The organism is Nocardia sp. CNS-044, from assembly GCF_059570515.1.
The window spans coordinates 143,897-169,199 of record NZ_JCANSX010000010.1 but is presented as its reverse complement, the minus strand read 5'-3'; the positions used below and the strand labels follow the sequence as shown (position 1 = coordinate 169,199).

The 25,303-nt window shown below is 69.3% G+C and carries 29 protein-coding genes; 13 read left to right on the top strand and 16 right to left on the bottom strand.

The window, feature by feature from the left end:
* Window positions 1-13: 13 nt before the first annotated feature.
* The gene (locus tag T333_RS26755; RefSeq protein ID WP_496426227.1) at window positions 14-820 is read right to left on the bottom strand and encodes an acyl-CoA thioesterase; all 807 of its coding nucleotides are present in this window, start codon (window positions 818-820) and stop codon (window positions 14-16) included.
* A 53-nt stretch (window positions 821-873) separates the two neighbouring features.
* Here T333_RS26755 and T333_RS26750 point away from each other — a divergent pair, with 53 nt between their 5' ends.
* The 4 genes from T333_RS26750 to T333_RS26735 all read left to right on the top strand — a co-directional run bounded on the left by T333_RS26750 (window position 874) and on the right by T333_RS26735 (window position 3,087).
* Window positions 874-1,383: a winged helix-turn-helix transcriptional regulator gene (locus T333_RS26750; protein WP_496426226.1), complete on the top strand. Its 510-nt coding sequence runs from the start codon at window positions 874-876 to the stop codon at window positions 1,381-1,383.
* A 9-nt stretch (window positions 1,384-1,392) separates the two neighbouring features.
* Window positions 1,393-1,809, top strand: coding sequence for an NUDIX hydrolase (locus tag T333_RS26745; protein ID WP_355001637.1), 417 nt, complete (start codon window positions 1,393-1,395; stop codon window positions 1,807-1,809).
* 184 nt (window positions 1,810-1,993) lie between these two features.
* Window positions 1,994-2,527, top strand: coding sequence for a hypothetical protein (locus T333_RS26740; protein ID WP_496426225.1), 534 nt, complete (start codon window positions 1,994-1,996; stop codon window positions 2,525-2,527).
* 62 nt (window positions 2,528-2,589) lie between these two features.
* Window positions 2,590-3,087, top strand: a complete 498-nt coding sequence (locus T333_RS26735) for a hypothetical protein (protein ID WP_355001635.1) — start codon at window positions 2,590-2,592, stop codon at window positions 3,085-3,087.
* A gap of 9 nt (window positions 3,088-3,096) precedes the next feature.
* Here the strand turns inward: T333_RS26735 and T333_RS26730 are convergent, their stop codons facing one another.
* A complete protein-coding gene (locus T333_RS26730) occupies window positions 3,097-3,342 on the bottom strand; it encodes a hypothetical protein (RefSeq protein ID WP_355001634.1) in 246 nt (81 codons plus the stop codon).
* Between the two features lie 343 nt (window positions 3,343-3,685).
* Between T333_RS26730 and T333_RS26725 the strand changes: the two genes are divergently transcribed.
* The 3 genes from T333_RS26725 to T333_RS26715 are packed head-to-tail and all read left to right on the top strand — an operon-like array spanning window position 3,686 to window position 6,604.
* Complete coding sequence (locus tag T333_RS26725) at window positions 3,686-5,719, top strand: PEP/pyruvate-binding domain-containing protein (protein WP_496426224.1); 2,034 nt, start codon at window positions 3,686-3,688, stop codon at window positions 5,717-5,719.
* Window positions 5,716-6,234 (top strand): hypothetical protein, encoded by a 519-nt coding sequence (locus T333_RS26720; protein WP_355001632.1) that lies wholly within the window; start codon window positions 5,716-5,718, stop codon window positions 6,232-6,234. The genes T333_RS26725 and T333_RS26720 overlap by 4 nt, the downstream gene beginning before the upstream one ends.
* A 4-nt stretch (window positions 6,235-6,238) precedes the next feature.
* On the top strand, window positions 6,239-6,604 hold the full coding sequence (locus tag T333_RS26715) for a hypothetical protein (RefSeq protein WP_496426223.1): 366 nt from the start codon (window positions 6,239-6,241) through the stop codon (window positions 6,602-6,604).
* A gap of 78 nt (window positions 6,605-6,682) precedes the next feature.
* Here T333_RS26715 and T333_RS26710 read toward each other — a convergent pair whose 3' ends face one another.
* From T333_RS26710 to T333_RS26695, 4 genes are read right to left on the bottom strand one after another with little or no spacing between them, the layout of a single operon-like run.
* On the bottom strand, window positions 6,683-7,297 hold the full coding sequence (locus tag T333_RS26710) for a GTP-binding protein (protein WP_355001630.1): 615 nt from the start codon (window positions 7,295-7,297) through the stop codon (window positions 6,683-6,685).
* Window positions 7,278-7,652 carry a DUF742 domain-containing protein gene (locus T333_RS26705; RefSeq protein ID WP_355001629.1) on the bottom strand — a complete coding sequence of 125 codons (375 nt, stop codon included), beginning with the start codon at window positions 7,650-7,652 and terminating at the stop codon, window positions 7,278-7,280. The genes T333_RS26710 and T333_RS26705 overlap by 20 nt, the downstream gene beginning before the upstream one ends.
* Window positions 7,649-8,044: a roadblock/LC7 domain-containing protein gene (locus T333_RS26700; RefSeq protein ID WP_355001628.1), complete on the bottom strand. Its 396-nt coding sequence runs from the start codon at window positions 8,042-8,044 to the stop codon at window positions 7,649-7,651. The genes T333_RS26705 and T333_RS26700 overlap by 4 nt, the downstream gene beginning before the upstream one ends.
* Window positions 8,044-10,389 (bottom strand): sensor histidine kinase, encoded by a 2,346-nt coding sequence (locus T333_RS26695; RefSeq protein WP_496426222.1) that lies wholly within the window; start codon window positions 10,387-10,389, stop codon window positions 8,044-8,046. Before T333_RS26695 ends, T333_RS26700 begins: the two co-directional genes overlap by 1 nt.
* Before the next feature lie 202 nt (window positions 10,390-10,591).
* Here T333_RS26695 and T333_RS26690 point away from each other — a divergent pair, with 202 nt between their 5' ends.
* Complete coding sequence (locus T333_RS26690; protein WP_355001626.1) at window positions 10,592-12,145, top strand: succinic semialdehyde dehydrogenase; 1,554 nt, start codon at window positions 10,592-10,594, stop codon at window positions 12,143-12,145.
* A gap of 60 nt (window positions 12,146-12,205) precedes the next feature.
* Here the strand turns inward: T333_RS26690 and T333_RS26685 are convergent, their stop codons facing one another.
* From T333_RS26685 to T333_RS26675, 3 genes are all read right to left on the bottom strand, one after another.
* Window positions 12,206-12,610: a DUF779 domain-containing protein gene (locus tag T333_RS26685; RefSeq protein ID WP_355001625.1), complete on the bottom strand. Its 405-nt coding sequence runs from the start codon at window positions 12,608-12,610 to the stop codon at window positions 12,206-12,208.
* Window positions 12,611-12,630: 20 nt separating this feature from the next.
* Entirely contained in the window at window positions 12,631-14,148 is a 1,518-nt protein-coding gene (gene exaC, locus T333_RS26680; RefSeq protein WP_355001624.1) for an acetaldehyde dehydrogenase ExaC, read from the bottom strand.
* A gap of 82 nt (window positions 14,149-14,230) precedes the next feature.
* On the bottom strand, window positions 14,231-15,451 hold the full coding sequence (locus tag T333_RS26675; RefSeq protein WP_355001623.1) for a transcriptional regulator: 1,221 nt from the start codon (window positions 15,449-15,451) through the stop codon (window positions 14,231-14,233).
* Between the two features lie 202 nt (window positions 15,452-15,653).
* Between T333_RS26675 and T333_RS26670 the strand changes: the two genes are divergently transcribed.
* Entirely contained in the window at window positions 15,654-16,082 is a 429-nt protein-coding gene (locus T333_RS26670) for an MmcQ/YjbR family DNA-binding protein (protein ID WP_355001622.1), read from the top strand.
* 37 nt (window positions 16,083-16,119) lie between these two features.
* On the opposite strand, the gene T333_RS26665 is transcribed toward T333_RS26670, so the two are convergent.
* The 4 genes from T333_RS26665 to T333_RS26650 all read right to left on the bottom strand — a co-directional run bounded on the left by T333_RS26665 (window position 16,120) and on the right by T333_RS26650 (window position 18,748).
* Window positions 16,120-16,434, bottom strand: coding sequence for a hypothetical protein (locus T333_RS26665; protein WP_355001621.1), 315 nt, complete (start codon window positions 16,432-16,434; stop codon window positions 16,120-16,122).
* A 100-nt stretch (window positions 16,435-16,534) separates the two neighbouring features.
* A complete protein-coding gene (locus tag T333_RS26660) occupies window positions 16,535-17,677 on the bottom strand; it encodes an alkaline phosphatase family protein (RefSeq protein WP_355001620.1) in 1,143 nt (380 codons plus the stop codon).
* A 40-nt stretch (window positions 17,678-17,717) separates the two neighbouring features.
* Window positions 17,718-18,032, bottom strand: a complete 315-nt coding sequence (locus T333_RS26655) for a nuclear transport factor 2 family protein (RefSeq protein WP_355001619.1) — start codon at window positions 18,030-18,032, stop codon at window positions 17,718-17,720.
* Window positions 18,033-18,127: 95 nt separating this feature from the next.
* Entirely contained in the window at window positions 18,128-18,748 is a 621-nt protein-coding gene (locus T333_RS26650; RefSeq protein WP_355001618.1) for a TetR/AcrR family transcriptional regulator, read from the bottom strand.
* Between the two features lie 108 nt (window positions 18,749-18,856).
* Here T333_RS26650 and T333_RS26645 point away from each other — a divergent pair, with 108 nt between their 5' ends.
* The 3 genes from T333_RS26645 to T333_RS26635 are packed head-to-tail and all read left to right on the top strand — an operon-like array spanning window position 18,857 to window position 21,111.
* Window positions 18,857-19,939 carry an SDR family oxidoreductase gene (locus T333_RS26645; RefSeq protein WP_496426221.1) on the top strand — a complete coding sequence of 361 codons (1,083 nt, stop codon included), beginning with the start codon at window positions 18,857-18,859 and terminating at the stop codon, window positions 19,937-19,939.
* 9 nt (window positions 19,940-19,948) lie between these two features.
* Complete coding sequence (locus T333_RS26640) at window positions 19,949-20,170, top strand: hypothetical protein (RefSeq protein WP_357247156.1); 222 nt, start codon at window positions 19,949-19,951, stop codon at window positions 20,168-20,170.
* A 56-nt stretch (window positions 20,171-20,226) separates the two neighbouring features.
* Window positions 20,227-21,111, top strand: a complete 885-nt coding sequence (locus tag T333_RS26635; protein WP_496426220.1) for an LLM class F420-dependent oxidoreductase — start codon at window positions 20,227-20,229, stop codon at window positions 21,109-21,111.
* A gap of 7 nt (window positions 21,112-21,118) precedes the next feature.
* Here T333_RS26635 and T333_RS26630 read toward each other — a convergent pair whose 3' ends face one another.
* Entirely contained in the window at window positions 21,119-21,697 is a 579-nt protein-coding gene (locus T333_RS26630; protein WP_355001614.1) for a class I SAM-dependent methyltransferase, read from the bottom strand.
* A 114-nt stretch (window positions 21,698-21,811) separates the two neighbouring features.
* On the opposite strand from T333_RS26630, the gene T333_RS26625 reads away from it, so the two are divergent.
* Entirely contained in the window at window positions 21,812-24,094 is a 2,283-nt protein-coding gene (locus T333_RS26625) for an ATP-binding cassette domain-containing protein (protein ID WP_496426219.1), read from the top strand.
* A gap of 61 nt (window positions 24,095-24,155) precedes the next feature.
* Here T333_RS26625 and T333_RS26620 read toward each other — a convergent pair whose 3' ends face one another.
* The gene (locus T333_RS26620) at window positions 24,156-24,644 is read right to left on the bottom strand and encodes an NUDIX hydrolase (protein WP_496426218.1); all 489 of its coding nucleotides are present in this window, start codon (window positions 24,642-24,644) and stop codon (window positions 24,156-24,158) included.
* 50 nt (window positions 24,645-24,694) lie between these two features.
* Window positions 24,695-25,270: a TetR/AcrR family transcriptional regulator gene (locus tag T333_RS26615; protein ID WP_496426217.1), complete on the bottom strand. Its 576-nt coding sequence runs from the start codon at window positions 25,268-25,270 to the stop codon at window positions 24,695-24,697.
* Window positions 25,271-25,303 lie beyond the last annotated feature (33 nt).

The window sequence follows — 25,303 nt, the reverse complement described above, 5'->3', positions numbered from 1 at the left end:
ACGTTCCTCCGCTTCAGCCGAGAATTCGACGGGTTTGCCTGGCCGAGACCAGCAACCGCCCGGTCGCGTCCCAGATGTCGACGTCGTCCACCGACCAGCCGCCGCCGGTGCCGGTGTTCGCGGCGCGCACCAATACCGGCTGCCCGGCGGGCGCGGTGAAGTCGGTGTGCAGGTGCATCGAGAACGCGACGGTCGGGACGGCGATCGGAGCGGACAGGGTAGGGAAGATGCCGGGCGGCAGCGCGTCGGCCAGGATCGCGAGGGTGGCCGCGTCGATGATCATCGGCGGGCTCAGGGCGATCCACGCGCACATCCACGCCTGCGCGGCGCCGGTCAACGGCAGCGGGCCCGCGGCGGGCCGGATGTCGAAATGCGCTCCCACGGGGACGATTTCGGGCGGCAATCGGAAGGTCGCGCAGGCATCGGCGGCCGCGACCTCGGGGGCAGGACGTTCGGCGCGGTCCGGTACCGAGCTCGGCGCGGTGCGGCCGAGTGTGATCGAGGCCGCGGCGACCTCGCCCGATTCCTGCCGCGCTATCACGTCGACGATCGCGGTGCCGCGCCCGAGTGGGCGCGCGGTGGCCGAGAAGACGAACGCGCCGTCGACGGGCCTGCCGAGGAAACGCAGATCAACGGCGCGCACCGGGAGTTCCTCGCCCGTCGCCCGCCGGGCCACCGCCACGAGCAGCGCGGCGATCACGCCGCCGTGCGGGCCGGTCCAGCCCCGCCACGTTCGATCCACCCGGGCCTGCCAGGCGCCGGGGCCGGTCGCGTCGAGCGCGAACTCCTCGGCCAGCGGCCGGTCAGTGAGTTGCTTCATGAAACGCACCATAGGGTAGTGAGTTCTTTGAAGCAACCGACTAGGCTGTCGGCATGCGCAGGACGAGCTTCGAGGACATGAACTGCTCGCTGGCCCAGTGTCTGGAGGTGGTGGGCGAGTGGTGGACGCTGCTGATCGTGCGCGACGCCCTGTTCGGCGTAACCCGCTTCGACGACTTCCGCGCCAGGCTCGGCATCGCGCGCAATGTGCTGACCCAACGCCTAGAGCATCTGGTGGCCAACGGAATCCTGGAAAAGGTTCCGTACCAGGAGAATCCGCCTCGGCACGACTACCGGCTCACGCCGAAGGGGCGTTCGCTGTGGCTGGTCGTCACCGCGATGCGGCAGTGGGGCGACGAATGGGCCGCGCCGGACGGTCCGCCGCTGGAGACGGTGCACACCACTTGCGGCCATCGGACGACGCTCGAACCGGTGTGCTCGGAGTGCGGCGAGCGCGTCCAGGGGCGTGAACTGCGGCCGGTGTACGGTCCCGGCGCCCGCGACAAGTCGCTGATCCCGGCCGCGCTGGCCCAGGACGCGGCCCGCAGCGCGCCGCCGCGATAGGCTGCGCGCGTGACGGACGCGCGGGTGGAGACGGTGATCGATACGGTCGCGTGGGTGCGGATCGAAGACGGTCGCATCCTGTGCGCGCGACCGCGCGGCAAGGACATCTTCTACATTCCCGGCGGCAAGAGGGAAGGCGCGGAGACGGATCTGCAGACGCTGCTGCGCGAGATCGAGGAGGAGCTCACCGTCACGCTGGTGCCCGAAACCGCCCGGCACGTCGGCACTTACGAGGCGGCGGTGCACGGACCGGCCGACGGCGTGACCGTTCGCATGAGTTGCTACACCGCCGACTATCGCGGCACTCTGACCGCCAGCAGCGAGATCGATGAGATGGCTTGGTTCGGTTACGCCGATCGTGACTCCGTGCCGCCGGTCGACCAGTTGCTCTTCGACGATCTGGCCGCGGCTGGTCTGCTGCACTGAAGCCGGTCGGCCGTACCGGGTCGATCCGCACTCCGCTCGGTTCGCTTGCCGTACTTGACATCCGCTGCACCGAAGCCGTGCCCGCTCTCACACCGGCATCATCTATACGCCACCGTATGCAAGGTCTAACCTGGTCATATACGGCACCGTATAAGACGGGCCGGTGGGCGAAGGAGGACGCACGATGCAGGAGTTGTCACGAGCCGACGAGATGACCGGGGACGACGTCGAGTTGCCCGTCTTCCAGCAGCACCAGATTCCCGAAGCGATCCTGGCGCTCGCCACGATCCCCGATCCCGACTACATCGACCTGTTCACGCTCGTCACCGGCGACGCCGGGGACTGGTCGCCGGAACAGTGGGCGCGCGCCGCCTTCGGGGACGTCGCGGGCTTGCAGGGGCAGTTCATCTGGCGCGTTCTACTCGGCATACGCCTCGCCTGGCGGCGGTCACCTGACCACGTAGCCGGTTGGCGGATCGCGGCACGGGGCGACAACTGGATCACGCTCGCCGCGCCCTCTTGGATGCTCGCTGGCAATCTGGTGGTCCACATCGATGGTGAGCATCTGTCGCTGGCCACGATCATCGACTACGACCGGCCGATCGCCGAGCGCATCTGGGGCCGGTTGTCGGCCGTTCACCGGAGCCTGGCGCCCGGTCTGCTCCGCGATGCGCACGCGGCCGTACGCGCGAAACCGCGCCGACGGACGGCTCGGTAAAGCGGGCATCGCCTCCGGGGTGCGAGCGGGCGGCATCGCCTGCCCCGCGATACGGTCCCAGTATGAGGTCGGTTCGCTCGCTCGCCCTTTGGGCCGCCTACGCGGTGGTCGCGCTGCCGCTGGCCGCCGCGCCGGTCGCGGTTCGGATGCGCATGCCGCGCAGGTGGCTGCGTGAGCCGATCCGTCGACGCGGGATCACGCCCGCTCGGGTCGTGGCGCATTCGGTGCTGAGCGCGGGCGTCGGCCTGCTGGCCTGGTTTCTGGTCTTCCTCGCGGCTATCGCCGTCGTCCGCGGCGTCTGCTATCCGCTGGTCGCGGCCGACGACTACGAGAACTCTTGGGGCGGGCCGACATTGGCGGGGGCGTGGGCGGTGCACGCGGCGCTCGGCGTCGGTCTGCTTCCGGTCTGGCTCGCGGTGCTCGCCGGGCTCGGCGCACTGCAACTGCGGCTGATTCGCAAGTTGTTCGAACGCGCCGGGCCGGCCTGGCCGGTCCCGGCGGCGCTCGTCCTCGCCGTAGCGGGGGTGTTCGTCTTCCTGTCCTGGCTCAGCCAGGTGTGAACGACCCCGTCAGCAGAGCGGGTACTTCGAGCCCATGAACTGCCCCTTCAGCAGGCAGACGATGAGCTCGACGAAGTCGCGGCCGTAAGTGGCCGAGCCACTGGCCGATCCGGAATCCGCGACCGCCGCGGAAGCGGCGGGTACCGGCGCCGGTGCGGCCTGAGCGGGCGCGGTGACCAGCCCCGTCGAGGTCACCAGCGCGCCGGAGACGGCGAGGGTGACCAGGGCTTTTCTGATGTTCGGAGACAGTGACATTGGAATCTTCCTTTCGTTCGCGGCAAGTATCGAAGCAGCGAGCGGCGGCCCGACAGCCCCGAACTGCCGGGGCACTCGTTTCTGGGTCGCGACCGCGTTGCCGGTGAATAACGTTGTGCGCGCGAGGCACTCGGCGCGGGCGCGGGATCGTACCGTGAACAGTAGGGGGCCGCCAGACCACGGGGCAGTGAACTGCGCGACTCGCAAGACGAACGTCCATTCCTTGACAGGCGCCGGACTCCGGGGAAACACTGGGAAGACGCCTAAGTGGAGAGGTCATCTCCTCTTAGGTTCGACCGGTCGGCCCCCGAAACAGCGTTGTTCTTCCGTCGAAGGCGGTTCGATGACCATCACGACAACCACCACGAACCGGCCAGGCATCGTCGCCCTGCGCGATCCGCGAGCGCGCGATGCCGAGCTCACCGGCGCCAAGGCGGCGGCGCTGGCCACGGCCGCCGCGCACGGCCTGCCCGTGCTGGAGGGCTTCGTCCTGACCACCGCGTGGTCGCACCGCGGCGACCCGCCCGAAGCCGAATGGCGCGGCCTGTCCGGCGCGGGCGCGAAAGCCCTTGTGGTGCGGTCCTCTTCGGTCGCCGAGGACGGTGCGCACCAGTCCATGGCCGGATTGTTCACCTCCGTGCTCGACGTGCGCGACTGGCAGGGATTCCGGGACGCCGTCGACGAGGTGCTCGCCTCGGGACCGCCGGCCGACCTCGGCGCGGGCGTGGACGCCGCGATGGCGGTGCTCGTGCAGCCGTTCCTCGCGGCGGGCTGGGGCGGCGTCGTCTTCACCGCCGACCCGGTGACCGGGCGCACCGACCGCATGATGATCAGTGCCTCGCGGCGCGGACCCAGCGCGGTCGTCGGCGGCGCCGAGGGCGGGTGGACCGCGACCATGACCCGGCGCGGACGCGTGACCTCGGTCGCGACGCCTGAGGCCGATCCGCTGCCGATCGGTCTGCGGCGCAAAGTCGTTCGGCTGGCGCTGCGCGCGGAGCGGGTGTTCGGCGGTGCGCTGGACATCGAATGGGCGATCGACGCGCGTGGCCGGGTGATCCTGCTACAGGCCCGGCCGGTCACCGCCTTGCACGGACCGGCGCGTGGCCCGGTCCTCGGACCCGGTCCGCTGGCCGAGACCTTTCCCGACCCGCTGCGCCCGCTCGAACAGGATCTGTGGCTTTCGCCCCTCGCCGATGGCCTCCGTGTCGCGATCGATATGACCGGAGCCGCGTCGCCACGCGCGCTGCACGAGTCACCGGTCGCCACCGCGGTGCGCGGAATCGCGGTCGCCGATCTCGAATTGCTCGGTGTGGTGCGCCCACGCCGCAGCCTCGCGCGGCTGCTCGATCCGCGGCCAGGAGCGCGGCGGCTCGGCGCCGCCATGCGGGTCGGCAGGCTCGCCGTGGCGCTGCCCGACCTGGCTCAGCAGACCTGCGAGCGCGTCGACACGGATTTGGCCGAGGTGCCGCCGCTCACCGAACTCCCCGACCTCGCGCTGCTCGCGGTGCTCGACAACACCCGCACCGCGCTGACCGCGCTGCACGGCTACGAGGCGTTGGCCGGAATGCTCGGCGGGAAGGGCGAATCCGCGCCCACCGCGGCCGAGATGGCGCTGTCGGCGCTCGCCACCGCCCGCGCCTCCGGTCTGCCCGAGGAACGGGTGATCGAGGAACTGCCGGTCGTGCTGGCGTTGACCCCGCCGCGGATCGGTCCGCCGCCGCGGGTGCCCGAAGTCGAGGGTGACCCGCTGCCCATCGGCGACGGTGCGGGCGAGCTCGCGCTGGCCAGGGAGGCGCTGCGGCTGCGCGCCCGCTGGGTGCAAGAACTCGGGGCGAGGGCGGCGTGGGAACTCGGCGGCAGGCTCGCCGCGGCCGGACTGCTGGACGACCCAAGCACTTCGACCCTGTTGTCGCTGGACGAACTGCGCACAGCAGTGCGATACCGGCGGCTACCGGACGACCTGGCCGACCGCACGGCGCCGGACGATCTTCCGCTGCCCGCCGAATTCCGGCTCGCCACCGATGGTTTCCCGATCGCGGTGTCCAGGGGACGCGGCCGCACCGACCGCGGCATCGGCGCGGGCGGCGGCGTCGGCCGCGGCATGGTGCACATCGGCGATCGTCCGCCCGCGGGATCGGTCCTGGTCGTGCGGCATCTCGATCCGCGGCTCGCCGTGGTGGTGCCGCGGCTGTCGGGCCTGATCGCCGAAACCGGAAGTCCGCTCAGTCATCTGGCGATCCTGGCTCGCGAGCACGGCGTCCCGGTGGTGGTCGGCTATCCCGACGCCACCCGCCGATTGCCCGACGGCGCGGTGGTCCAGGTGGACGGGCGCAGCGGCGAAGTGCGGCAATCGATCGAGACGGAGGAACACCGATGACTCGGGATCGCGGTGCGCGCGGGCTCGGCGTGCTGCTCGCCATCGGCACGCTGATCGCCACGGGCGCTTACGTCTTCGTCTACCTGTACCGGTGGGAGTGGAACCGCGCCATTCTGACCGCGGTGCTGTTCATCGCCGCCGAGATCGCGCTGGTCGCCATGCTGTTGACCAAGCGACTGCGCGACATGCAGCGCGAACTCGGAGCGGCGGCGGACCGGGCGCGCACCGCGCGGATCGTGCACGCGGCCACACCCGCGCCGCGGGTCACCTTCGCCTGGCTCAGCAGACCCGATCGGCTCGGGGTGTTCGTTCCGGTGCTGCTGGCGAGCGGGGTGCTGCTGACCGGGGTGGCGTGGCTGGTGGAGCGGCTCGCCAAAGCCACCGCGGGTCCCGTCACCGAACGCCATATCGTCGACCGCCTGGACCGGCTGCACTTGCCGCCCAACGGTTTCCTCACCCCGCGCGCGGACCGCCTGCATCTGCTGCACGGCCCGCTGGTGCGATCGCGGCGGTGACCCGATGCGCCGGATTCTGCTGCTCGCTGCGGGCGCGGTCCTCGTCGCGACGGTACTGCTCGTCATGGCGCAGAACATGAAGTTCGAGACCGATCGGGGCGCGGCGGCGAGCACGCAGGTGGTGCGCTTCGACGCGCGCGCCAAGGACGCCGACGGGGCGACCGAGCCCGCACTTCGCTTGTGGGACAAGTGCGCCAGCCACGTCAACCACGTGCGCGTGGTCGCGGGACCGGTGGCCGACGGCGACGCCTGGGCGGTGACGCTCACACCGGCGCTCGGCGAGCACACCGAACGCCGCCTCGTCGGCTGCCTGGAAGACTTCACCGTCGACGGCGTGCTCGGCCGTTACCTCGGCTCGCGGGCCGGGTAGGCGTACCTCCGCCTTCGCTCCGGCCGTACGCGAGCTGGGCACGGACTACGTCCGGCAGCGCCCGTCAGGCGCGTCGGCTCAGGTGGTGACGTGCTCGCGTCCGGCCAGCTCGATGAGGTGCTGCACCAGCGTCAGCAGCACGTTCTTGGCCGATTCGCGGTGACGGGCGTCGCACAGCATCACCGGGGTCTCCTGGTCGAGATCGAGTGCGTCGCGCACCTCGTCCTCGGTGTAGCGCGGCGCCCCGTCGAAGCAGTTCACCCCGACCATGAACGGCAGCCCACGTCGCTCGAAGAAGTCCACGGCGGCAAAGGAATTGCCGAGGCGCCGGGTATCGGCCAGCACCACCGCGCCGAGCGCGCCGCGGGACAGCTCGTCCCACAGGAACCAGAACCGGTCCTGTCCCGGCGTGCCGAACAGGTACAGCACCAGATCGCGGTCGATGGTGATGCGGCCGAAGTCCAACGCCACCGTGGTGGTCGATTTGGACTCGACGCCCGAGAGATCGTCGACGCCGCTGCTGACTTCGGTGATGAGTTCCTCGGTGCGTAGCGGCGCGATCTCGCTGATCGACGACACCATCGTGGTCTTGCCGACGCCGAAGCCGCCGGCGATGAGGATCTTGACCGACGCGGCCAAGTGCTGGGCCCCGTCGGGATCGAGCCGGGCGGGGTCAAAGTTTTCTGATGCCATCCAGTACCGCTCGCAATATGTTGAGATCGCCGGGGCCAGCCTCCGGTTGCACCGGAGCCCGGAAGATCAGTTGTCCCTCGCCGATCAGGTCGCCGACGAGAATCTTGGTCACCGCAAGGGGAAGTTTCAAGTTGGCCGCCACCTCGGCCACCGATTGCGGATCACGGCACAGGCGCACGATTTCCGCGTATTCGGGCTCCGGCCTGCGCATTGTCGGTGCGGGAGAGGCGGTGATCACCACCGTCACGATGTCCAAATCGTGACCTGCGCCCATGGTGCGTCCACGGGTCAGCGCGTACGGCCGGATCAGCGGTCCGGCCGCGTCGTCGAACCACGGCTCACCCCGGCGCGTCATGGCAATCGGGCGGGGGTGGACAGATAGGAGCCGACACGCTGGACGGTCACGTTCATCTCGTAGGCCACCATGCCGAGATTCGCGTTCTCGGCGGCTTGCAGCGCGAGGCAGGCGTTGTCGCCCGCGGAAGTCACGAAAAGCACGGCGCGGTCGAGTTCGATGACCGCCTGGCGCACGCCGCCGCCGTCGAATCGACTGCCCGCGCTGCGCGCGAGCCCGTACAGCGTCGAGGACATGGCGGCGAAGTGTTCGGCGTCGTCACGGGTCATCGCGGCGGAGCGGCCGAGCAGCAGTCCGTCGGTGGACAGCACCACCGCGTGCCGCACACCGGCCAGCCGATCCACCAGATCGTCCAGCAGCCAGTTGAGATCACCGGGTTTGGGAGCGGTCACTACACGCCTTCCTGTTCGTCGGCGGGCTGCGCACGGCGACCCTGCCGGGTTCCATTCTCGATGGCGGACATCAGATCCCGGGCCTGTTCGGCGGAACGCTCACGTTCGGCGACGGGTTCCGGGGTCGACGGCTGCGCCAGTTGGGGCGCGAGATTGGTCTGTCGGTTCCGCTTGGGCAGCACTGGCCTGCCGTCGGCGGTGGTCGCGGGCGGGACGGCCGATCCGTTCGGATCCGGCGCCGTCGGTTCGGGTTTCGGCGCGACGGGCGGGTCCATGGTGAGCACCGCGGCCGTCGGTTCGGTAGCGCCGCCGGGCGTTTCGGTTCCGGGCGCCTCGATGAACGGCACCGGATGCCGCGGGCGTCGCGTCTGATCGGTGGCCGGTGTCTCCGGTGCGCTCGGCGCGGTCTCGGTGACCAGCAGCGCGGTCGGGAGGAGCACGATGGCGCGGATGCCGCCGTAATCGGATTCCGCGAGCCGCACCGTGACACCGTGCCGGACACCCAGCTGCGCCACCACGAAAAGCCCGAGGCGCGAATCCGCCGAGAGCGCGGCGACACCGAAGTCCGGTGGGTTGCGCAGCATCTCGTTCACCCGCTCCAGCTCGGCCTCGGGCATGCCCATGCCCTGGTCGCTGACCTCGACGACCACACCGCGGCCGACGACGTTGCCGAAGATCTCCACCCGCGATTGTGGCGGGGAGAACGCGGTGGCGTTGTCGACCAGCTCGGCCAGCAGGTGCACGAGGTCGGCGACCACCGTTCCCAGCACACGCACCTCGGGCAGCCGCGACACTCGCACCCGCGCGTAGTCGAGCGTCTCGCCGACCGACGAACGCACCAGATCCATCAGCGGAATCGGGTAGCGCCACTGCCTGCCCGGCTGGCCGCCGCCCAGAATGATCAAGTTCTCGGCGTTGCGGCGCTCGCGGGTCGCCAGGTGGTCGAGCCGGAACAGCGTCTCCAGCAAGGCCGGATCCTCTTGGCGCGCCTCGGCCTCGTCCAGGATCTCCAGCTGCCGGTGCACCACGATCTGACTGCGGTGGGCGATATTGAGGAAGACCGCCTTGACTCCTTCGCGGGTGCGGGCCTCGTCCACCGCCGCCGACACCGCGGCCGCGTGCGCGTGTTCGAAAGCCTGCGCCACTTCGCCGATCTCGTCGCGGCCGTAGTCCAGGCGCGGCGTCTCCTCGGCGGGATCGACCTGTTCGCCCGCGCGCAGCCTGCGCATCATGTCGGGCAGCCGCTCGTCGGCCAGCGCCAGGGTCTCGCCGCGCAACTCCTTGAGCCGCCGGATGATCCGATTGGCCATCAGCACGGCGACCACGATCGCGGCGACACTGACCAGCAGCACGCCACCGCCGCCGAAGAGTGAGGTGAGCGCGGAATCGGACGACTTCTCCTCGGCCAGCCGCTGAGTGTGCTTGTTCTGGGTGATCCACAGATCGAGCAGCCCGCGGTTGATCTCCGCGGCGGCGGCCTGCCAGTCCTGCGGGGAGAGCGGCAGCGGCTCGGCCTCCTCGCGGCTCGCGGTGCCGGTGGACGATTCGTCCTCGACGGGCGCGACGTAACGCCGTGCGATGGCGTTCTCCATCGCGGACAGCCGCTGCCACGCCTCGGATCCGGTCAGCGCGGCGGCCGCTTCGCGCTGCTCGATGTCGATCTCGCTGGCCAGCAGTCCGATCTCGGTGTGGTAGAAGCCGATTTGGCGCAGGTACTCCTCGACCGGCAGTGGCAGGTCGCCGTTCGCGGTGACCATCGCGACGGCCAGCGCGTGACCGCGCGACATGGCCTCGGCGGCGTAGAGCAACCGCATGCCCTCGGTGATCTCCACGCCGATCTCGGCGTCCGGCGCGGACTGCTGGGCGACCTGCGAGCCCACCGAGACGACATCGAGCAGCCGGTTGTAGAAGCCGTACGCCTCGGCCATCGGCAGTTGGCGCGAATCCGTCTGCGCGCGAACGCCGGCCAGGTGCTCGGCCAGGGTGCTGAACCCGGCGAGGTCGTCACCGATCTTCGAGTCGTCCACCTCGCGGATTCCCTCGGAGGCCGCCAGCAACTTGCGCAGCGCGCCGTCGAGCCGCACCCGCGCCGCGGTGAGCGCTGGGCCGTTCGAATCGTCGCCCGCCAAGTGCGCCAGGGTGAGGTGGCGTTCTTGTTGCGTCGCCTCCATCAATTCCCTGGTCGAGGGAATCGCGGCCTGCATCTGGGCCGCCCAGTCTTTCGCGGTGTTGCCTTGATCGACCAGGTATCCCGCCGCACCCACGCCGATGACGAGCAGAGTCAGGCTCGGCAGGAGCGCGATCGCCAGTATCCGGCTCCGGACACCGAGCCTCGCTCTGAACATCGGGACACCGTAATTCAGCGGACTACACGGCTGTAATTCCGGTCCCGCTGAGCGGGACTCGATTTGACAACGCGAAACGAAGCTGATCCACGACTGAACGAAACATGGGCAGGTCCGATTTGTCTCCCGACCGCGTGTGTTGGAGGGGCGCGACAGCGTAGATTGTGTGTATCCCGAAGTTACTCACAAGTAGGAGGCAAGGATGCCCGCGCCGGAAGCCGGAGTCTTCGACCGTCTGAGCGCGCTCGCCGCGATCGACGGCCACGAGGCTCGCTCGCGCAAGACGATCGCCGAGACGTTCACCGGCAAGCCGCTCGGCTCCGTGCCGGTCGGCACCGCCGAGGACGTGGCGTCGGCGTTCGCCAAAGCCAGGTCCGCGCAGGCGCGCTGGGCCGCCCGCCCCGCCGCGGAGCGCTCCGCGGTGTTCGACCGCTTCCGGGCGCTGCTCATCGAGAACCGCGAAGCCCTGATGGACGTCATCCAGGCCGAGACCGGCAAGGCGCGCTGGGCGGCCCAGGAAGAGATCATGGGCATGATGTTCGCGGCGCGCTACTTCGCCAAGGTCGCGCCGGGCCTGCTGGAGCCGCGCAAGGTGCCTGGCGCGTTCCCGGTGCTGAACCGCGCCGCGGTGCACGTCCACCCCAAGGGCGTCGTCGGCGTGATCGCCCCGTGGAACTACCCGATGGTGCTGTCCATCGGCGACTCGATCCCCGCCCTGCTCGCGGGCAACGCGGTGGTGGTCAAGCCCGACAGCCAGACGCCGTACTCCGCGCTGGCCGCCGCCGAACTGCTCTACCGCGCCGGGTTGCCGCGTGACCTGCTCGCGGTGGTGCCGGGCCCCGGCACCGAGGTCGGCACCGCCATCGTGGACAACTGCGACTACTTGATGTTCACCGGCTCCTCGGCCACCGGCCGGGCCCTCGCCGAACAGTGCGGGCGCAGGCTCATCGGCTTCTCCGCCGAACTGGGCGGCAAGAACCCGATGATCGTCACCCGTGGCGCGAACCTGGACAAGGCCGCCAAGGCCGCGGTGCGAGCGTGCTTCTCCAACGCGGGCCAGCTGTGTATCTCGATCGAGCGGCTCTACGTCGAGAAGGCGGTCGCGGACGAGTTCACCGAGAAGTTCACCGCCGCGGTGCGCGCCGCGAAACTGGGCGCCGCCTACGACAATTCGGCCGACATCGGCTCACTCATCTCGGAGTCGCAGCTGGAGACCGTCACCAAGCACGTCGCCGACGCCACCTCCAAGGGCGCCAAGGTGCTCGCGGGCGGCAAGGCGCGCCCGGACCTCGGCCCGCTGTTCTTCGAGCCGACCGTGCTCGCCGACGTCACCGACGAGATGGAGTGCGGCCGCAACGAGACCTTCGGCCCGCTGGTGTCGATCTACCCGGTCGACTCCGTCGAGGACGCCATCCGGCTGGCCAACGACACCGAGTACGGCCTCAACGCCAGCGTGTGGGCGGAGAGCAAGTCGGCGGGCGAGCAGATCGCGCAGCGACTGCACGCCGGCACCGTGTGCGTCGACGAAGGCTACGCCCCGGCGTGGGGCACCACCGCGGCGCCGATGGGCGGCATGGGCATCTCCGGCGTCGGGCGCAGGCACGGCGCGGACGGTCTGCTGAAATTCACCGAACCGCAGACGGTCGTGGTCACCCGATTCATGAATCTGGATCCGCCGCCGCTGATTTCGCAGGACAAGTGGCAGCGCTTCCTGATGTTCGTCGCGCGCAGCCTCCGGTTCCTTCCTGGTCGCTGAGTTCGGGGCCTGGCCGGCTCGGTCTGCGGGCGAGCCGGCCAGGCGTCCCGTCGCCGGGCCTCAGGTGAGCCGTTCGGCTCCGGTGCGCGGCGGCGGACCGGCCGCCAGTGCTGCCGCTTCCTCGTCGGTCAGCAGGCGGGATCGGATGAGGAAACGCACGCCCTCCGGCGTCTCCAGGGAGAAGCCGGAGCCGCGCCCCGGTACCACGTCCACCGTGAGGTGCGTGTGTTTCCACAGCTGGAATTGATCGCCGCTCATCCAGAATTCGGTGTGGAATGGCAGCTGTCCGAGCAGCACGTCGGCGGCCCCGACCTGGAACTCGCGGGCCGGGAAGCACATCGGCGAGCTGCCGTCGCAGCATCCGCCGGACTGGTGGAACAGTACCGGCCCGTGGTGTTCGATCAACCGGCGCAACACCACTTGCGCCGCGTCGGTCATGCCGACGCGATGGATCCGGTTCGACATCAGAGTGATCCGATTCCGCATCAGAAGAATCCGAGCTTGGTAGGGGAGTAGCTCACCAGCAGGTTCTTGGTCTGCTGGTAGTGGTCCAGCATCATCTTGTGGTTCTCCCTGCCGATGCCGGACTTCTTGTATCCGCCGAAGGCGGCGTGCGCGGGATAGGCGTGGTAGCAGTTGGTCCACACCCGGCCCGCTTTGATGGCCCGGCCCATCCGGTAGGCGGTGGCGCCGTCCCTGGTCCACACGCCCGCGCCGAGGCCGTAGAGGGTGTCGTTGGCGATCCGGACGGCTTCGTCGACGGTGTCGAAACGGGTCACCGCCACCACGGGTCCGAAGATCTCCTCCTGGAAGACGCGCATCGTGTTGTCGCCCTCGAGAACGGTGGGCTGGATGTAGTACCCGCCGGGTAGGCCGTCCACCTTGCGCGCTTCGCCTCCGGTGAGCACGCGGGCGCCTTCCTGCCTGCCGATATCGATGTAGGACAGGATCTTCTCGTACTGGTCGTTGCTGGCCTGGGCGCCGATCATGGTCGTGTCGTCGAGCGGGTTCCCGCCCTTGATGGCCGCGGTCCGCTCCAGGCAGCGGGCCAGGAACTCGTCGTAGATGGACGAGTGGATCAGCGCACGCGACGGGCAGGTGCACACCTCGCCCTGGTTCAGCGCGAACATCACGAAGCCCTCGACGGCCTTGTCCAGGAATACGTCGTCGGCGGCCATGACGTCGGGCAGGAAGATATTGGGGCTCTTGCCGCCCAGCTCCAGGGTCACCGGAATGATGTTCTCGCTCGCGTACTGCATGATGAGCCGCCCGGTGGTGGTCTCGCCGGTGAACGCGACCTTGGCCACCCGCGGACTGGCGGCCAGCGGCTTGCCCGCCTCCACACCGAAACCGTTGACCACGTTGAGGACTCCGGGCGGCAACAGGTCCGCGATCAGCTCCACCACGAGCAGGATCGAGGCGGGCGTCTGCTCGGCGGGCTTGAGCACCACGCAGTTGCCCGCGGCCAGCGCGGGAGCCAGCTTCCACGCCGCCATCAGAATGGGGAAGTTCCACGGAATGATCTGCCCGACCACGCCGAGCGGTTCGTAGAAGTGGTAGGCGACGGTGTCGGCGTCGATCTGGGCGATGCTGCCCTCCTGGGCCCGGATGGCGCCCGCGAAGTAGCGGAAGTGGTCCACCGCCAAAGGCAGGTCGGCGGCCAAGGTTTCGCGGACCGGTTTGCCGTTGTCCCAGGTCTCGGCGACCGCGAGCGGCTCGAGGCTGTTCTCCAGACGTTCGGCGATCTTGATGAGGATGTTCGCGCGCTCGGTCGGGGAAGTCGCCGCCCATGCCGCGGCGGCGTGGTGCGCGGACTCCAGCGCCAGATCGATGTCGGCCGCGGTGGAACGGGCGACCGAGCAGAAGGTTTCGCCGTCGACGGGGGAGGGATTGTCGAAGTACCGGCCCTCGATCGGGGCGGCCCAGTCGCCTCCGATGAAGTTGTCGTAGCGGGTGGCGTAACCGACTATCGCGGCGTCGGAACCCGGTTTGGCGTAGATCATCGCAATCACTCCTCGCGCGAAACCCATCGACGACGCCACTATGGACGGTGAAGGTTGGCGCGAGGTTGGTGACCGCGTCGGGTCAGCCGTGCAGTGCGTTGTGCAACCGGGCGGCGACCACCGCGCGACGCACGTCGTCGGCGGGCAGCAGCCGCAACGCGTGTTCGTGCACGGCGATATCACCCGTCGCGCGCTCGCCGAACGCGATCGCGTGCTCGGGACGGTCACTGGCCAGGACCGCGGTGCGAATGCCGACCTCGAGATAGTCGCGCCATTCGACGACGCCCGGGGTGTCGGAACCGGGAAGCAGCGGGCCGCGGTAATGCCACACCGCGCTGGAGGTGTCGCCCGCGGTGATCGCGGCGAGCAGATCGACCGCGTCGCAGGACAGCGGACCGGTCAGCATGTAGCGACGATTGGCGATCTCACCACCGGTGGCCCGGCGCAAGTGCGAGACATCGGCTTTCAGGGTGCTGGTCGAGACCGGACGGTCGCCGTAGACCGCCACGTGCAACTGCTCGGGGGTGTAGCCCTCCGGTTCCAGCGCGAGCAGCGCGAGGATCTCCAGCTGACGCGGCGGCAACGGCACCGGCCTGCCGTCCCGCGACAACCGTGCGGTGCCGAGACATTCGAGCCGAACCCCTTCTGGGGGCGGCGGCGCGCTCGTGCGCAGCACCGTCTCCACCGCCGTCACCAGAGACCGCACCGAGGCCATGGCCATCGGATGCGACCGGCTCCAGACGCTGGACAGATCCAGCACCCCGAGCTGCCTGCCGTCCGGCGCGTGGATCGGCGCGGAATAGCAGACCCAGCCGTGCAGCGCGGCGACCAGGTGTTCGGCGGAGAAGACGGTGACCGGGCGGTCGTCGTGCAGCGCGAGGGACAACCCGTTGGTGCCCATATGGCTTTCGTCCCAGCAGCCGCCCGGCGCCAAGTTCACATCCTCGGCTTGGCGCCGCAGTCTGCGGTCGCCGCCGGACCACAGGATCGTGCCCGCCGCGTCGCTGACCACCGCCAGGTATTTCGCGTCCTCGGCGATGCTGCGCATCTGGCCCGCCAGCTCGGTGACCGGCTCGCGCAGTGGGGATTCCGCCCACCGATCGTCGATCCGGTCGAGTGCGGGCGCGACGGCGCGGGCCGGATCGACGGTGTGCAGCGAACGTTGCCAGGACTGCGCCACGTCGTCGCGTAGGACACTGGACGCTGGACGGACGCGAGCGCGGGAGCCGGTGGTCGATGCCCACCGGCTCCACTCCTTCTCCAGTTCTTCCCGCTGCCGGGTGAGGGTGCGCGAGAGTGCCACCTCGGAAAACCCTTGTCGTAGAGTGAACTCGCCTCTTCGTCTTCTCATCATGGCGGACGCAGAACCCCGACGCGCCGGTTTCGCAGCGGGCATCAGGCGAACCTCCGCGCACGCCGCGGCCATAGGGCGTTCCTCCGCATCGGCTTCGGCTGTGCTCGGCTGAAGACGGCTTCCGTCCGGCGGTGCCGATTAGGCTCGGGGCATGGGCAAACGAGAGCGACCCGCCCGAGTCGCCGACGTACACGCCATCGCGCGCGGCATGCCGCACGTGACCAATGCGGCGGGCCCGCTCGGCAACGCCATCTACCAGGTCGGCGGGAAGTCGTTCGTCTTCTTCCGCAATCCACGGCCGGACGCTTTCGATCCGCACACCGGCGAACGCTACTCGGACGTCATCGTCATCTGGGTGCCCTCGGAATCGGATAAGCAAGCCCTGGTACAGGATCCGGACTCGCCGTTCTTCACGACCACGCACTTCGACGGACACCCTTCGGTCCTGGTGCGCGCCTGCCGCCTGGACGAGATCACCGTGGGCGAGCTCACCGAGATCATCCAGGACGCCTGGCTCTCCCGCGCCTCACGCAAGCGCGCCGCCGACTGGCTGGCCGCCCATCCGCCCGCCCGGCACTGAGCTGCGCACATGAGGCCGACCGGCGGGTGCGCGCGTCTCACTTGTTGAGGAAGATGCCCGCCACGTCGGCGTTCTTGATGGGCGTCTCCGCGTTGCGCTGGCCCGCGCAGAGCAGGTCGACCGAGAGGATGGTGGCGTCGACGGCGGTGCCAGCGGGTTCGCGCTCGTCACCGGTTTGCTGTTTGACGAACTTGGTGATCGTCATGCGTTTGGTGTCGGCGTCCTGCTGGACGTACTCGCTGCACGGTGTGTCGCCGCCCTTGTTGAGCGCGCGCTCGATGTCGGTGCAGCCGGTCAGCAGCAGCGCGGCGGCCGCCGCGCCGAGGACGGTCCGGGTCACGGTGGCGTTCATCTGCTCCTCCTGGTCGCCTGGTCGAGCGGATGGGCCGCCGCGATCGGTATGAGGGTAAGCGGGTCGGGCTCGGGTGTGTCGAGGCGGTCCGGTGTGTCGATCAGGCGAGGCAGGTGCGCAGCGGGACGTTCAGCTCGGCCGAGGTCAGTGACCCGTGGTGGCCGAGCATGGCCGATTGCAGCGGTTCGGCCCCGGTGCGGATGACACCGCGCGGCCCGCGCGCCGCGACGACGAGATCGCCGATCCGCTCGACCACCGCCGACCCCACCGTCGGCCCGAACCAGCCGCGTTCGATCACCTCGGCGCGCGGCAGCACCGCGAAATCCGCACCGAGCGTCTCCCGCCACGCCGCCGCGACATCGTCCACCGCGCCGTCGACGGTGTAGACGTGCCGGGCCCGCGGCTCGCCGCCGAGGCGGTCGACACCGGCGCGCAATGCCTCGACCGCGTCGAAGTCCACCGTTCCGGTCAGCTCGACCATGCCGTGATCGGCGGTCACCAACAGCGCCGCGTCGGGTGGCAGGTTTTCGGCGATCGTCGCGGCGAGGCGGTCGACGTGCGAGAGTTCCAGCCGCCAGGCGTCCGAGGACGGACCGCGCACATGACCGGTGGTGTCCAGGTCGCCGTGATAGGCGTAGACCAGCGAGCGGTCGCCCGCGCGCAAGGCGGTGGACACGCCGTCGACCAGATCGCCGAACGACAGGCTCGGGCGGAAATCGCAGCCGCGCAGCACGGCCCTGGTCAGCCCGGAGCCCGCCTGGTACATCGGGGCGACCTGCGAGACGCTGATCCCGGCGCGGGCGGCGCGCTCGAATACCGTTGCGGCGGGCTGGAACTGCTCCGGCACGAGTTCGCGCAGCAGGTCCACTTTCGGACCCTCGCCGTGCAGACGCCAGCGCAGCGCGTTGACCAACCGGTCGTAGCCGGGCACGTTCATCAGGTAGCCGACGATGCCGTGCTCGCCCGGCGGCACCCCGACGCCGAGCGAACTCAGGCTGGTCGCGGTCGTGCTCGGGAAGCCCGCAGAGAGCTGGCGGGGCGCGAGGCTCGACAGGAAGGGCGCCTCCTGCTGGTGCGCGGCGAGCGCTTCCGCGCCGAGCCCGTCCACCAGCAGGACGCAGATCCGGCGAGCGGACAGGCCCAGGCCGAGCCGATCGATTTCGCCGGGCACACCGAGACAGGCCAGGACGGAGGGGAACAGGTCGGCCAGGGAACCCGAGCCGTAGGGAGGCGCGTCGAACACGAGGTCAGAATGTCAAGATCGGCGCGGCCACGGCAAGGGGTCAGGCCTGTCCGGTCTCGAATCGGCTGATCCGGCCGTCGCGCACGATGAACCGCCACGCGGTGCGCATCGATCCCCAGCGCGAATTCGTGTAGTCGGCGAGCAGTTCCATGCCGCCGTCGGTCACCGATTCGACCTGCATCCGGCCGTTGCTCGCGAAGATCTCCGCATCGGTCCACTGCGCGACATCTCGCTCCACGCCGTCGTCGGACATGGTCGCGTCCTCGGTGAGCACCGCGCGGAAGCGGTCGGGGTCGTTGGCGTTTAGCGCGTCCACGAACTCCTGGACGACGGGGTCGAGCTGCTGTGCGGACATCCGGTCATCCCTCTCGGCTCACGGTAATCGGGTTGAGCAGTGACGGAACAGCAAACATCTGGCGCCCACTCTAGGGCAGAAACCGCCGTACCGGGTCAAGGCCCGGGCGCGAGAAACGAAGACACCGTGCGCAGTACTTCTTCGACCAGTTCGGGAGCGGTCGTGCCGAGTTGGCTGCTCCGTTTCTCCAGCTGACCGTCCAGCCACAGCGAGGCGAGTCCGTGGCCGATGCCCCACCAGGTGATGCCGAGGATGTCGGCTTTGTCGGCGGGCAGCAGACCGGCCGCAACGCAGTCACCGATGGCGTCGGCCAGGACCGCGAACGCGGCGTCACCCGCGACGACGGCGTCGGGGTGCTTCTCCGGTTGGGAGAGCTCCGGCCGGAACATCAGGCGGAAATAGGCGGGCTGCTCGCGCGAGAAGCGGACATAGGCGACGGTCAGTGCGCCGAGGGTGTCCAGCGGTGAGCCGGTCGCCGCCGCCCGCGTGGCGGTGAGTTCGGCGGCGAGCAACTCGAATCCCTTGGTGGACAGCGTCGCGAGCAGCGCGGCTCGGTCGGCGAAGTGATGATACGGCGCGCCGGTGCTGACGCCCGCCTCCCTGGCCACGCGACGCAGGCTCACCGCCGCGATGCCCTCGGTTTCGATCAGGCGCAAGCACGCGGCGATCAGCTCATCACGTAGTGCGCCGTGGTGGTAACTGGTCCGCTTCACCATCCGAGCGTATGCGACGGGGGCTGGACAACCTATCTATGCGGTGCTTAGATTATCTGAGCGGCGCTTAGATTCCGGCCGTCTCGACTCTTCCCCAGACAGGTGGGACACATGAGCAACCAGGTACTAGTCACCGGCGCAACGGGATTCGTCGCCGGACATGTCATCGCCGAACTTCTCGAACACGGCTACCGGGTCCGCGCCACCGTGCGCGACCTCGCGAATACCGGCAAGCGCGCCCACCTCGTGGAGCTCGCGCGCCGCCTCGGCGCGGACCTCGAGTTCGTCGCCGCCGATCTCGACCACGACACGGGCTGGGCCGAGGCCGTCGCGGGTTGCGCGTACGTGCTGCACGTGGCCTCGCCGTTCCCGTCGTACGTTCCCGACGACGAGCGCGAACTCGTCGAACCGGCCGTCCAGGGCACGCTGCGGGTGCTGCGCGCGGCCGCCGCGGAGCCGGGGGTGCGCCGCGTGGTGCTCACCTCCTCGGTCGCCGCGATCGCCTACGGCCACGACGTGGACGAGGTGCGCACGGAAGCGGATTGGTCGGTGGTGGAACGGATTCCGCCCTACCAGAAGAGCAAGACGCTGGCCGAACGCGCGGCGTGGGACTTCGTCCGCGGCCTGCCTGCCGAGCGCGGACTCGAGCTGGCCGCGGTGAACCCAGGCATGATTCTCGGCCCGCTGCAGCACCCCGCCACCAGCACCTCGCACGAGCCGATTCGGCGGCTGCTGGCACGCGACGTGCCCGGCTCGATTCGCACCGGCTGGACACCGGTCGACGTGCGCGATCTCGCCGTGGCGCACCGGCTGGCGATGGAACTGCCGCAGGCCGCGGGCAACCGGTACATCTGCGCGGCCGATGCGCTGTGGATGGGCGAGCTGGCCAAGATCCTGGCGGACGAATACAACCCGCGCGGCCTGCGGGTGCCCACCCGGGTGCTGCCCGACTGGCTGATCCGGTTCATCGCCCGCTTCGACAAGGGTCTCCGGTTGGTCGTTCCGGTGCTCGGCCGCACCGAGTCGGTCAGCGCGGACAAGGCGCGCAGGGAACTCGGCTGGACCATGCGCCCGGTCCGGGAGACCGTGCTCGACACCGCCGAGAGCTTGCTCAGCTTTGGCATCGTCGACGCGCCGGGTGTGCGGCCGAAGGCGACCGCGCCGCGGCCGGCCTCGAACGCGCTCGGCGCCTGAGGGGCCGGCATGGTGACCGCGACTATCGTCCTGGCGATCCTCGGCTTCGTCCGTCGCTGGTTCCGCCGCGATCGGGACGCCTCGAATACCGAAGGGCAGGCGCGCCGCCTCGACGCGGCGGCCTTGCGCCGCTTGGGCCGCAGCGCGATACAGCGCCCGGTGCCCGCGCTGAGCGCGGCGGTCGCGCTGCTCGGCGTGGCCGTCGCGGCGAGCGCGATCGCGCAGTGCTGAACTCGTCCGGCGGCCTCGGGTGGCGGGCGCGCCGAGCCGGCGGGTAGACAGTTCTGGTGACAGTGCAGCGTCCGCTCCGTTTCGGCGTGAACATGGTGACGCCGGAGTCCAGGTCCCGATGGGTCGAAAAGTGCCGCAGGGCCGAAGGATTCGGCTTCGACGTGATCGGTGTCGCCGACCACCTCGGCCTGCCCGCGCCGTTTCCCGCCATGATCGTGGCCGCCGAGGCCACCGAACGGGTGCGGCTCAACACCTTCGTGCTCAACACCGCCTTCTACAACCCGGTGCTGCTGGCTCGCGACGCGGCGGGCGCGGACCAGCTCACCGACGGGCGCGTGGAACTCGGGCTCGGCGCCGGCTACGTCCGCGCCGAGTTCGACGCCGCGGGAATCCCTTTCGAAAGCGGTGGTCAGCGGGTGCGGCACCTCGAGCGGACCGTGACCACGCTGCGGGAGTTGTTCGCCGACCCGGACTACCAGCCGCGCCCTACGCAGCCGTCGGGCCCACCGCTGCTGCTGGCCGGGTGGGGCGATCGGCTGCTGAAGCTCGCCGCCGAGCAAGCGGACATCGTCGGCTTCGCGGGCGGGGGAGCGGTGACGCCGGGCGGCCCTGTGCAGCTCGCCGACGAAGACAAGATCGCCGAGCGGGTGGCCTACGTCAACGGGCGGCTCGGCGATCGCGCGGGCGAGGTCGAACTCAATCTCCTGTTGCAGCGCGTTGTCTCGCGGGAAGATTGGCCCGCGCTCGCCGACGCGTACACACCGGCGCTGCCGCCCGCGGCCGCCGACAGCCCCGAGCGGGTCCCGGCCCTGCTCATCGGTTCCCCGGACGAGATTGCCGACCGCGTCCGAGAACTGCGCGAGCGCTTCGGATTCAGCTACTTCACCGTGCTGGAGAGCAGTATGGAGCAGTTCGCCCCGGTCCTCGCCCGCCTGCGCTGAACCGGGGTTATGCGGGCTGCTGCCACAGCAAGGTGTAGCGCCACATGAGGCGACGCCGGATCCGCGCGCCGGGCAGGATCGCGGCGGCGGATTTCCGGATGTCGCCGAGCGTGTCCACGGGATCTCGCATGGGCACGTCCGGACCGCTCAGGCGCGGCGGGAAGCGATCGATGGCCCAGATCAGCGGCAGCAGCGGCAAATAGTTCGCGTCGCGGAGCGGCGTCATCTTCCACAGTCCGACCACGGCCAACGTGCCGCCGGGGGCGACGAGGCGACGCAAGGCCGTCAGACCCTCCTCGAGTGGCACGTGATGCAATGTCGCGACGGCTGTCACGTAATCGAAAGTCCCTGCGAATTCCCGGAAGTCGGCTTGTTCGAAGCGCACGCCGCTCGCTCCCGACGCCTGTTCCAGCGCGGCGGCGTCCGCGTCGATCCCGACGACCTCGCGACCACGCGTCGCCAATTTCCTCGCCAGAAGCCCGTCCCCGCAGCCCACGTCGAGCGCAGTCCGCGCGGCCGTCGGCGCCTTGGCCAGCAGCCACGGGTGGTAGTGGGTGTTGTGATTCCAGTACGGGTCGCGGGTCACTTCACGACTCTACGGACGCCCCTCCGGCCAACGGTGATACCGATTCACTAGAATTATGATCTGCGTCACTCGGCACTGGGCCTTTTGTCGGTGCGCGATGGCATGGTGTTCGGCATGCCTTCTACCGATTCGGCCGCTTCCGTCGATGTCATCCGGGTGCTCGGGGCCAGCGAGCACAATCTGCGCAACGTCTCGCTGGAGATCCCCAAGAACAAGATCACCGTCTTCACCGGTGTTTCCGGGTCTGGCAAGTCGTCCATTGTCTTCGACACCATCGCCGTCGAGTCGCAGCGGCAGCTCTACGCCACCTTTCCGGCGTTCGTGCTCAACTTCCTGCCGCGCTACGAGCGGCCGCACGCCGAGGCGATCGAGAACCTGACCGCGCCGGTCGTCATCGATCAGCAGCCGGTCGGCGGCGGCCCGCGTTCCACGGTCGGCACGATGACCGACATCTACTCGATGGTGCGTGCGATGTTCGCCCGATTCGGTTCGCCCTCGGCGGGATTCGTCTACAACTACTCGTTCAACGTGCCGCAGGGTATGTGTCCGGACTGCGACGGACTCGGCATGACGGTCCGCGCGGATCCCGACCGGCTGATCGATCGCACCAAGTCGCTCAACGAAGGCGCCATCCTGCTCCCGGGTTACGGTGTGGGCAGCGGTGATTGGCAGCTCTACGGCAATTCCGGTCGCTTCGATCCGGACAAGAAACTGGCCGACTACACCGAGGCCGAGTACAAGGACTTCCTGTACGGCAGCGGCGGCAAGGTGGAACTGACCTTCGCCAAGGGCACCTGGAAGGCCGACTACGAGGGGCTCGCGGCGAAGTTCACCCGCACCCGCCTGCAGCGCGACACCTCCACGCTCAGCGAGAAGACCCGCGAGCAGATGCAGAAGTTCCTCACCGAGGCCGTGTGCCCGAGCTGCCAGGGCGCCCGCCTCAATGCCGCCGCGCTGGCCACCGAGATCGGCGGCCGGAATATCGCCGACTGGTCGCGGATGCAGATCACCGACCTGATGGCGGTGCTCGACGAGATCACCGACCCGGCCGCGCTCGGCCTGGCCGACGCGATCCGGACCGCGCTGCGGCGAGTCGCCGACATCGGACTCGGGTACCTGAGCCTGGACCGGTCCACCTCGACGCTCTCCGGCGGCGAGGGCCAGCGGCTCAAGATGATCAAGCATCTGTCCAGCACGCTGATCGGGATGACCTACATCTTCGACGAGCCGAGTGTCGGGCTGCATCCCCGCGACGTCGGCAGGTTGAACGAGCTGCTGAAAGCATTGCGGGACAAGGGCAATACCGTGCTGGTGGTCGAGCACGACCCGGATGTCATCCAGATCGCCGACCACGTGGTCGACGTCGGTCCGCGCGCCGGTGTGCACGGCGGGCAAGTGGTGTTCCAGGGCAGCTTCGCCGAGCTGCGCTCCGCCGATACGCCCACCGGCGCGGGTCTGCGCAGGCCCTTCACCGTCAAGGACACCTTCCGCGCCGCCACCGGTGAGCTGCTGATCGAGCACGCGAGCGTCCACAACCTGCGCGATGTCACCGTCGGCATCCCCACCGGTGTCCTCACCTCGGTCACCGGCGTGGCTGGTTCGGGCAAAAGTTCCCTCATCCGAGACGTGTTCGTGCGCCAACATCCAGAGGCGCTGTTCGTCGACCAGTCGCCGATCGCGGCGTCGTCCCGGTCGACCCCCGCGACCTATCTGGGATTGATGGATCCCATCCGCAAGCTGTTCGCCAAGGCGACGGGCGAATCGCCGAGCCTGTTCAGCTTCAACTCCGACGGCGCCTGCAAGCAGTGCGAGGGGCGCGGTGTGATCATCACCGAGATCGCCTACATGGATCCGGTCACCACGCACTGCGACGCCTGCGACGGTCGCCGCTTCGGCGAGGACGTGCTCGGCCACATGCTGCGCGGCAAATCCATCGCGGACGTACTGGAGATGTCGGCGGAGGAGGCGCTCGCCTTCTTCACGGAGAAGGCGCTGAACGGCAAGCTGCGCACCATGAACGAGGTCGGCCTGGAATACCTGAGCCTCGGCCAGGCGATGAGCACGCTCTCCGGCGGCGAGCGCCAGCGCATCAAGCTCGCGACCCAGTTGCAGAACACCGGCTCGATCTATGTACTCGACGAGCCGACCACCGGCCTGCACATGTCCGATGTCGACACCCTGCTCGCGCTCATGGACGGCCTCGTCGAACGCGGCAACACCGTCGTCGTCATCGAACACAACCTCGACGTCGTCGCCCACTCCGACTGGGTGATCGACCTCGGTCCCGACGGCGGCAAAGACGGCGGCCAAATCGTCTTCACCGGCACTCCCGCCGACCTCCTCGCCCACCCGACCTCCCTGACCGGCGAATACCTGCGCAAGTACAAGGGAGCCTGACCCGAACCCCGCGGCCGCACCGACGAGAATCGGCGCGGCCGCGCGGCTTCCAGCCGCTGCACTACCGACCGAGATCGGCCATGGCCGCAACCCTCCGCGCCACCGGCGTCAGCATTCGCATAGGAAGCGGCGATGCGAAGTACCGGGCGCCGACCACATCGTCGCCGTTGCCGCCCGCTTCGGGCGTGCCCACCGCCGATGCCCGGAAGTAGTGCCTGACGGCTCGCCAGCCGGTACCCGTCACGACGTCGAAGAAGTACTCGATGAACCCGCAGATCTTGTTCGGCTGCCCGGTGATTCGGAGCCCGGTCTCCTCGTCCACCTCACGCCGCAAGGCGTCGACCAAAGCCTCCCCGAGTTCGACGCCACCACCGGGGAAGTCCCACAATTCCTCTTCGCGGGTACTGTCACGCACGAGCAGCAGTCCGCTTCCGTTTCGAATCACCGCGTACACCGAAGTCCGCTCGACCAACTCCGCTCGATGGACGATATGCGCCTCGCCATTGATATCCCGGCAGAGGTAGTGGTCGACGCCGAGGTGTGCATCCATTCGAGTGCCTTCCGCCCGGTCGGCTGTCCGATGAACGAGCCCCTGGAGATTCAGGCTATCCGCAGGAAGCCCCTGACGAGGATGCGCACCGTTTCGGCCAACTGCTGTCGGTCGTGCTCCCCGCCGCCCGCCCCTGCCAGCCGGTCGAAGATCACCCCGTCCAGGCAGCCAACGAAGGCGTGGGCACGCTCGGCCGGACTCGGGGCGCCGAGGTTTGCGAACAACTCCGTAGCCAGGGCGCGAAACCGGGTTCCACTGTCACGCAAGGCTTTGCGAAGCTCGGGCCGCCGAGTCGACTCGAGCGCCAATTCGTAGCGAGCGAGCATCCGGTTCCGGTCGGCGGTCAGCCACCGCTCGATGATGTCGGCGAGCAGCATCGCCAGCTCGTCGGGATCTGGGGCGGCAAGCATCGGGAGGGCGAGTTCGGCGGCGTCGCGGTCCGCGAGCCGGTCGACAGTCGCCTCCAGCAGCGCCTGCCGGGTCCGGAAGCAGTTCGAACACGACCCCTCCGGTAGTCCCGCTGCTTGGTCGACGGCCCGATGCGTAAGTCCACGCATCCCGGTAGCGGCGAGGGTATCGATCGCGGCGTCGGCCAGCCGGGTGCGGCGATCTGCGGTGTCGGTCACGGTCGCTTCCCATTCATCCGGGTCCTGTACTAC

Coding starts and splice junctions, on each gene's coding strand:
- T333_RS26755 (WP_496426227.1), bottom strand. CDS start 820: ATGAAGCAACTCACTGACCGGCCGCTGGCCGAGGAGTTCGCGCTCGAC.
- T333_RS26750 (WP_496426226.1), top strand. CDS start 874: ATGCGCAGGACGAGCTTCGAGGACATGAACTGCTCGCTGGCCCAGTGT.
- T333_RS26740 (WP_496426225.1), top strand. CDS start 1,994: ATGCAGGAGTTGTCACGAGCCGACGAGATGACCGGGGACGACGTCGAG.
- T333_RS26735 (WP_355001635.1), top strand. CDS start 2,590: ATGAGGTCGGTTCGCTCGCTCGCCCTTTGGGCCGCCTACGCGGTGGTC.
- T333_RS26730 (WP_355001634.1), bottom strand. CDS start 3,342: ATGTCACTGTCTCCGAACATCAGAAAAGCCCTGGTCACCCTCGCCGTC.
- T333_RS26725 (WP_496426224.1), top strand. CDS start 3,686: ATGACCATCACGACAACCACCACGAACCGGCCAGGCATCGTCGCCCTG.
- T333_RS26720 (WP_355001632.1), top strand. CDS start 5,716: ATGACTCGGGATCGCGGTGCGCGCGGGCTCGGCGTGCTGCTCGCCATC.
- T333_RS26715 (WP_496426223.1), top strand. CDS start 6,239: ATGCGCCGGATTCTGCTGCTCGCTGCGGGCGCGGTCCTCGTCGCGACG.
- T333_RS26710 (WP_355001630.1), bottom strand. CDS start 7,297: ATGGCATCAGAAAACTTTGACCCCGCCCGGCTCGATCCCGACGGGGCC.
- T333_RS26705 (WP_355001629.1), bottom strand. CDS start 7,652: ATGACGCGCCGGGGTGAGCCGTGGTTCGACGACGCGGCCGGACCGCTG.
- T333_RS26695 (WP_496426222.1), bottom strand. CDS start 10,389: ATGTTCAGAGCGAGGCTCGGTGTCCGGAGCCGGATACTGGCGATCGCG.
- T333_RS26690 (WP_355001626.1), top strand. CDS start 10,592: ATGCCCGCGCCGGAAGCCGGAGTCTTCGACCGTCTGAGCGCGCTCGCC.
- T333_RS26685 (WP_355001625.1), bottom strand. CDS start 12,610: ATGTCGAACCGGATCCATCGCGTCGGCATGACCGACGCGGCGCAAGTG.
- exaC (WP_355001624.1), bottom strand. CDS start 14,148: ATGATCTACGCCAAACCGGGTTCCGACGCCGCGATAGTCGGTTACGCC.
- T333_RS26670 (WP_355001622.1), top strand. CDS start 15,654: ATGGGCAAACGAGAGCGACCCGCCCGAGTCGCCGACGTACACGCCATC.
- T333_RS26665 (WP_355001621.1), bottom strand. CDS start 16,434: ATGAACGCCACCGTGACCCGGACCGTCCTCGGCGCGGCGGCCGCCGCG.
- T333_RS26655 (WP_355001619.1), bottom strand. CDS start 18,032: ATGTCCGCACAGCAGCTCGACCCCGTCGTCCAGGAGTTCGTGGACGCG.
- T333_RS26650 (WP_355001618.1), bottom strand. CDS start 18,748: ATGGTGAAGCGGACCAGTTACCACCACGGCGCACTACGTGATGAGCTG.
- T333_RS26645 (WP_496426221.1), top strand. CDS start 18,857: ATGAGCAACCAGGTACTAGTCACCGGCGCAACGGGATTCGTCGCCGGA.
- T333_RS26640 (WP_357247156.1), top strand. CDS start 19,949: ATGGTGACCGCGACTATCGTCCTGGCGATCCTCGGCTTCGTCCGTCGC.
- T333_RS26625 (WP_496426219.1), top strand. CDS start 21,812: ATGCCTTCTACCGATTCGGCCGCTTCCGTCGATGTCATCCGGGTGCTC.
- T333_RS26620 (WP_496426218.1), bottom strand. CDS start 24,644: ATGGATGCACACCTCGGCGTCGACCACTACCTCTGCCGGGATATCAAT.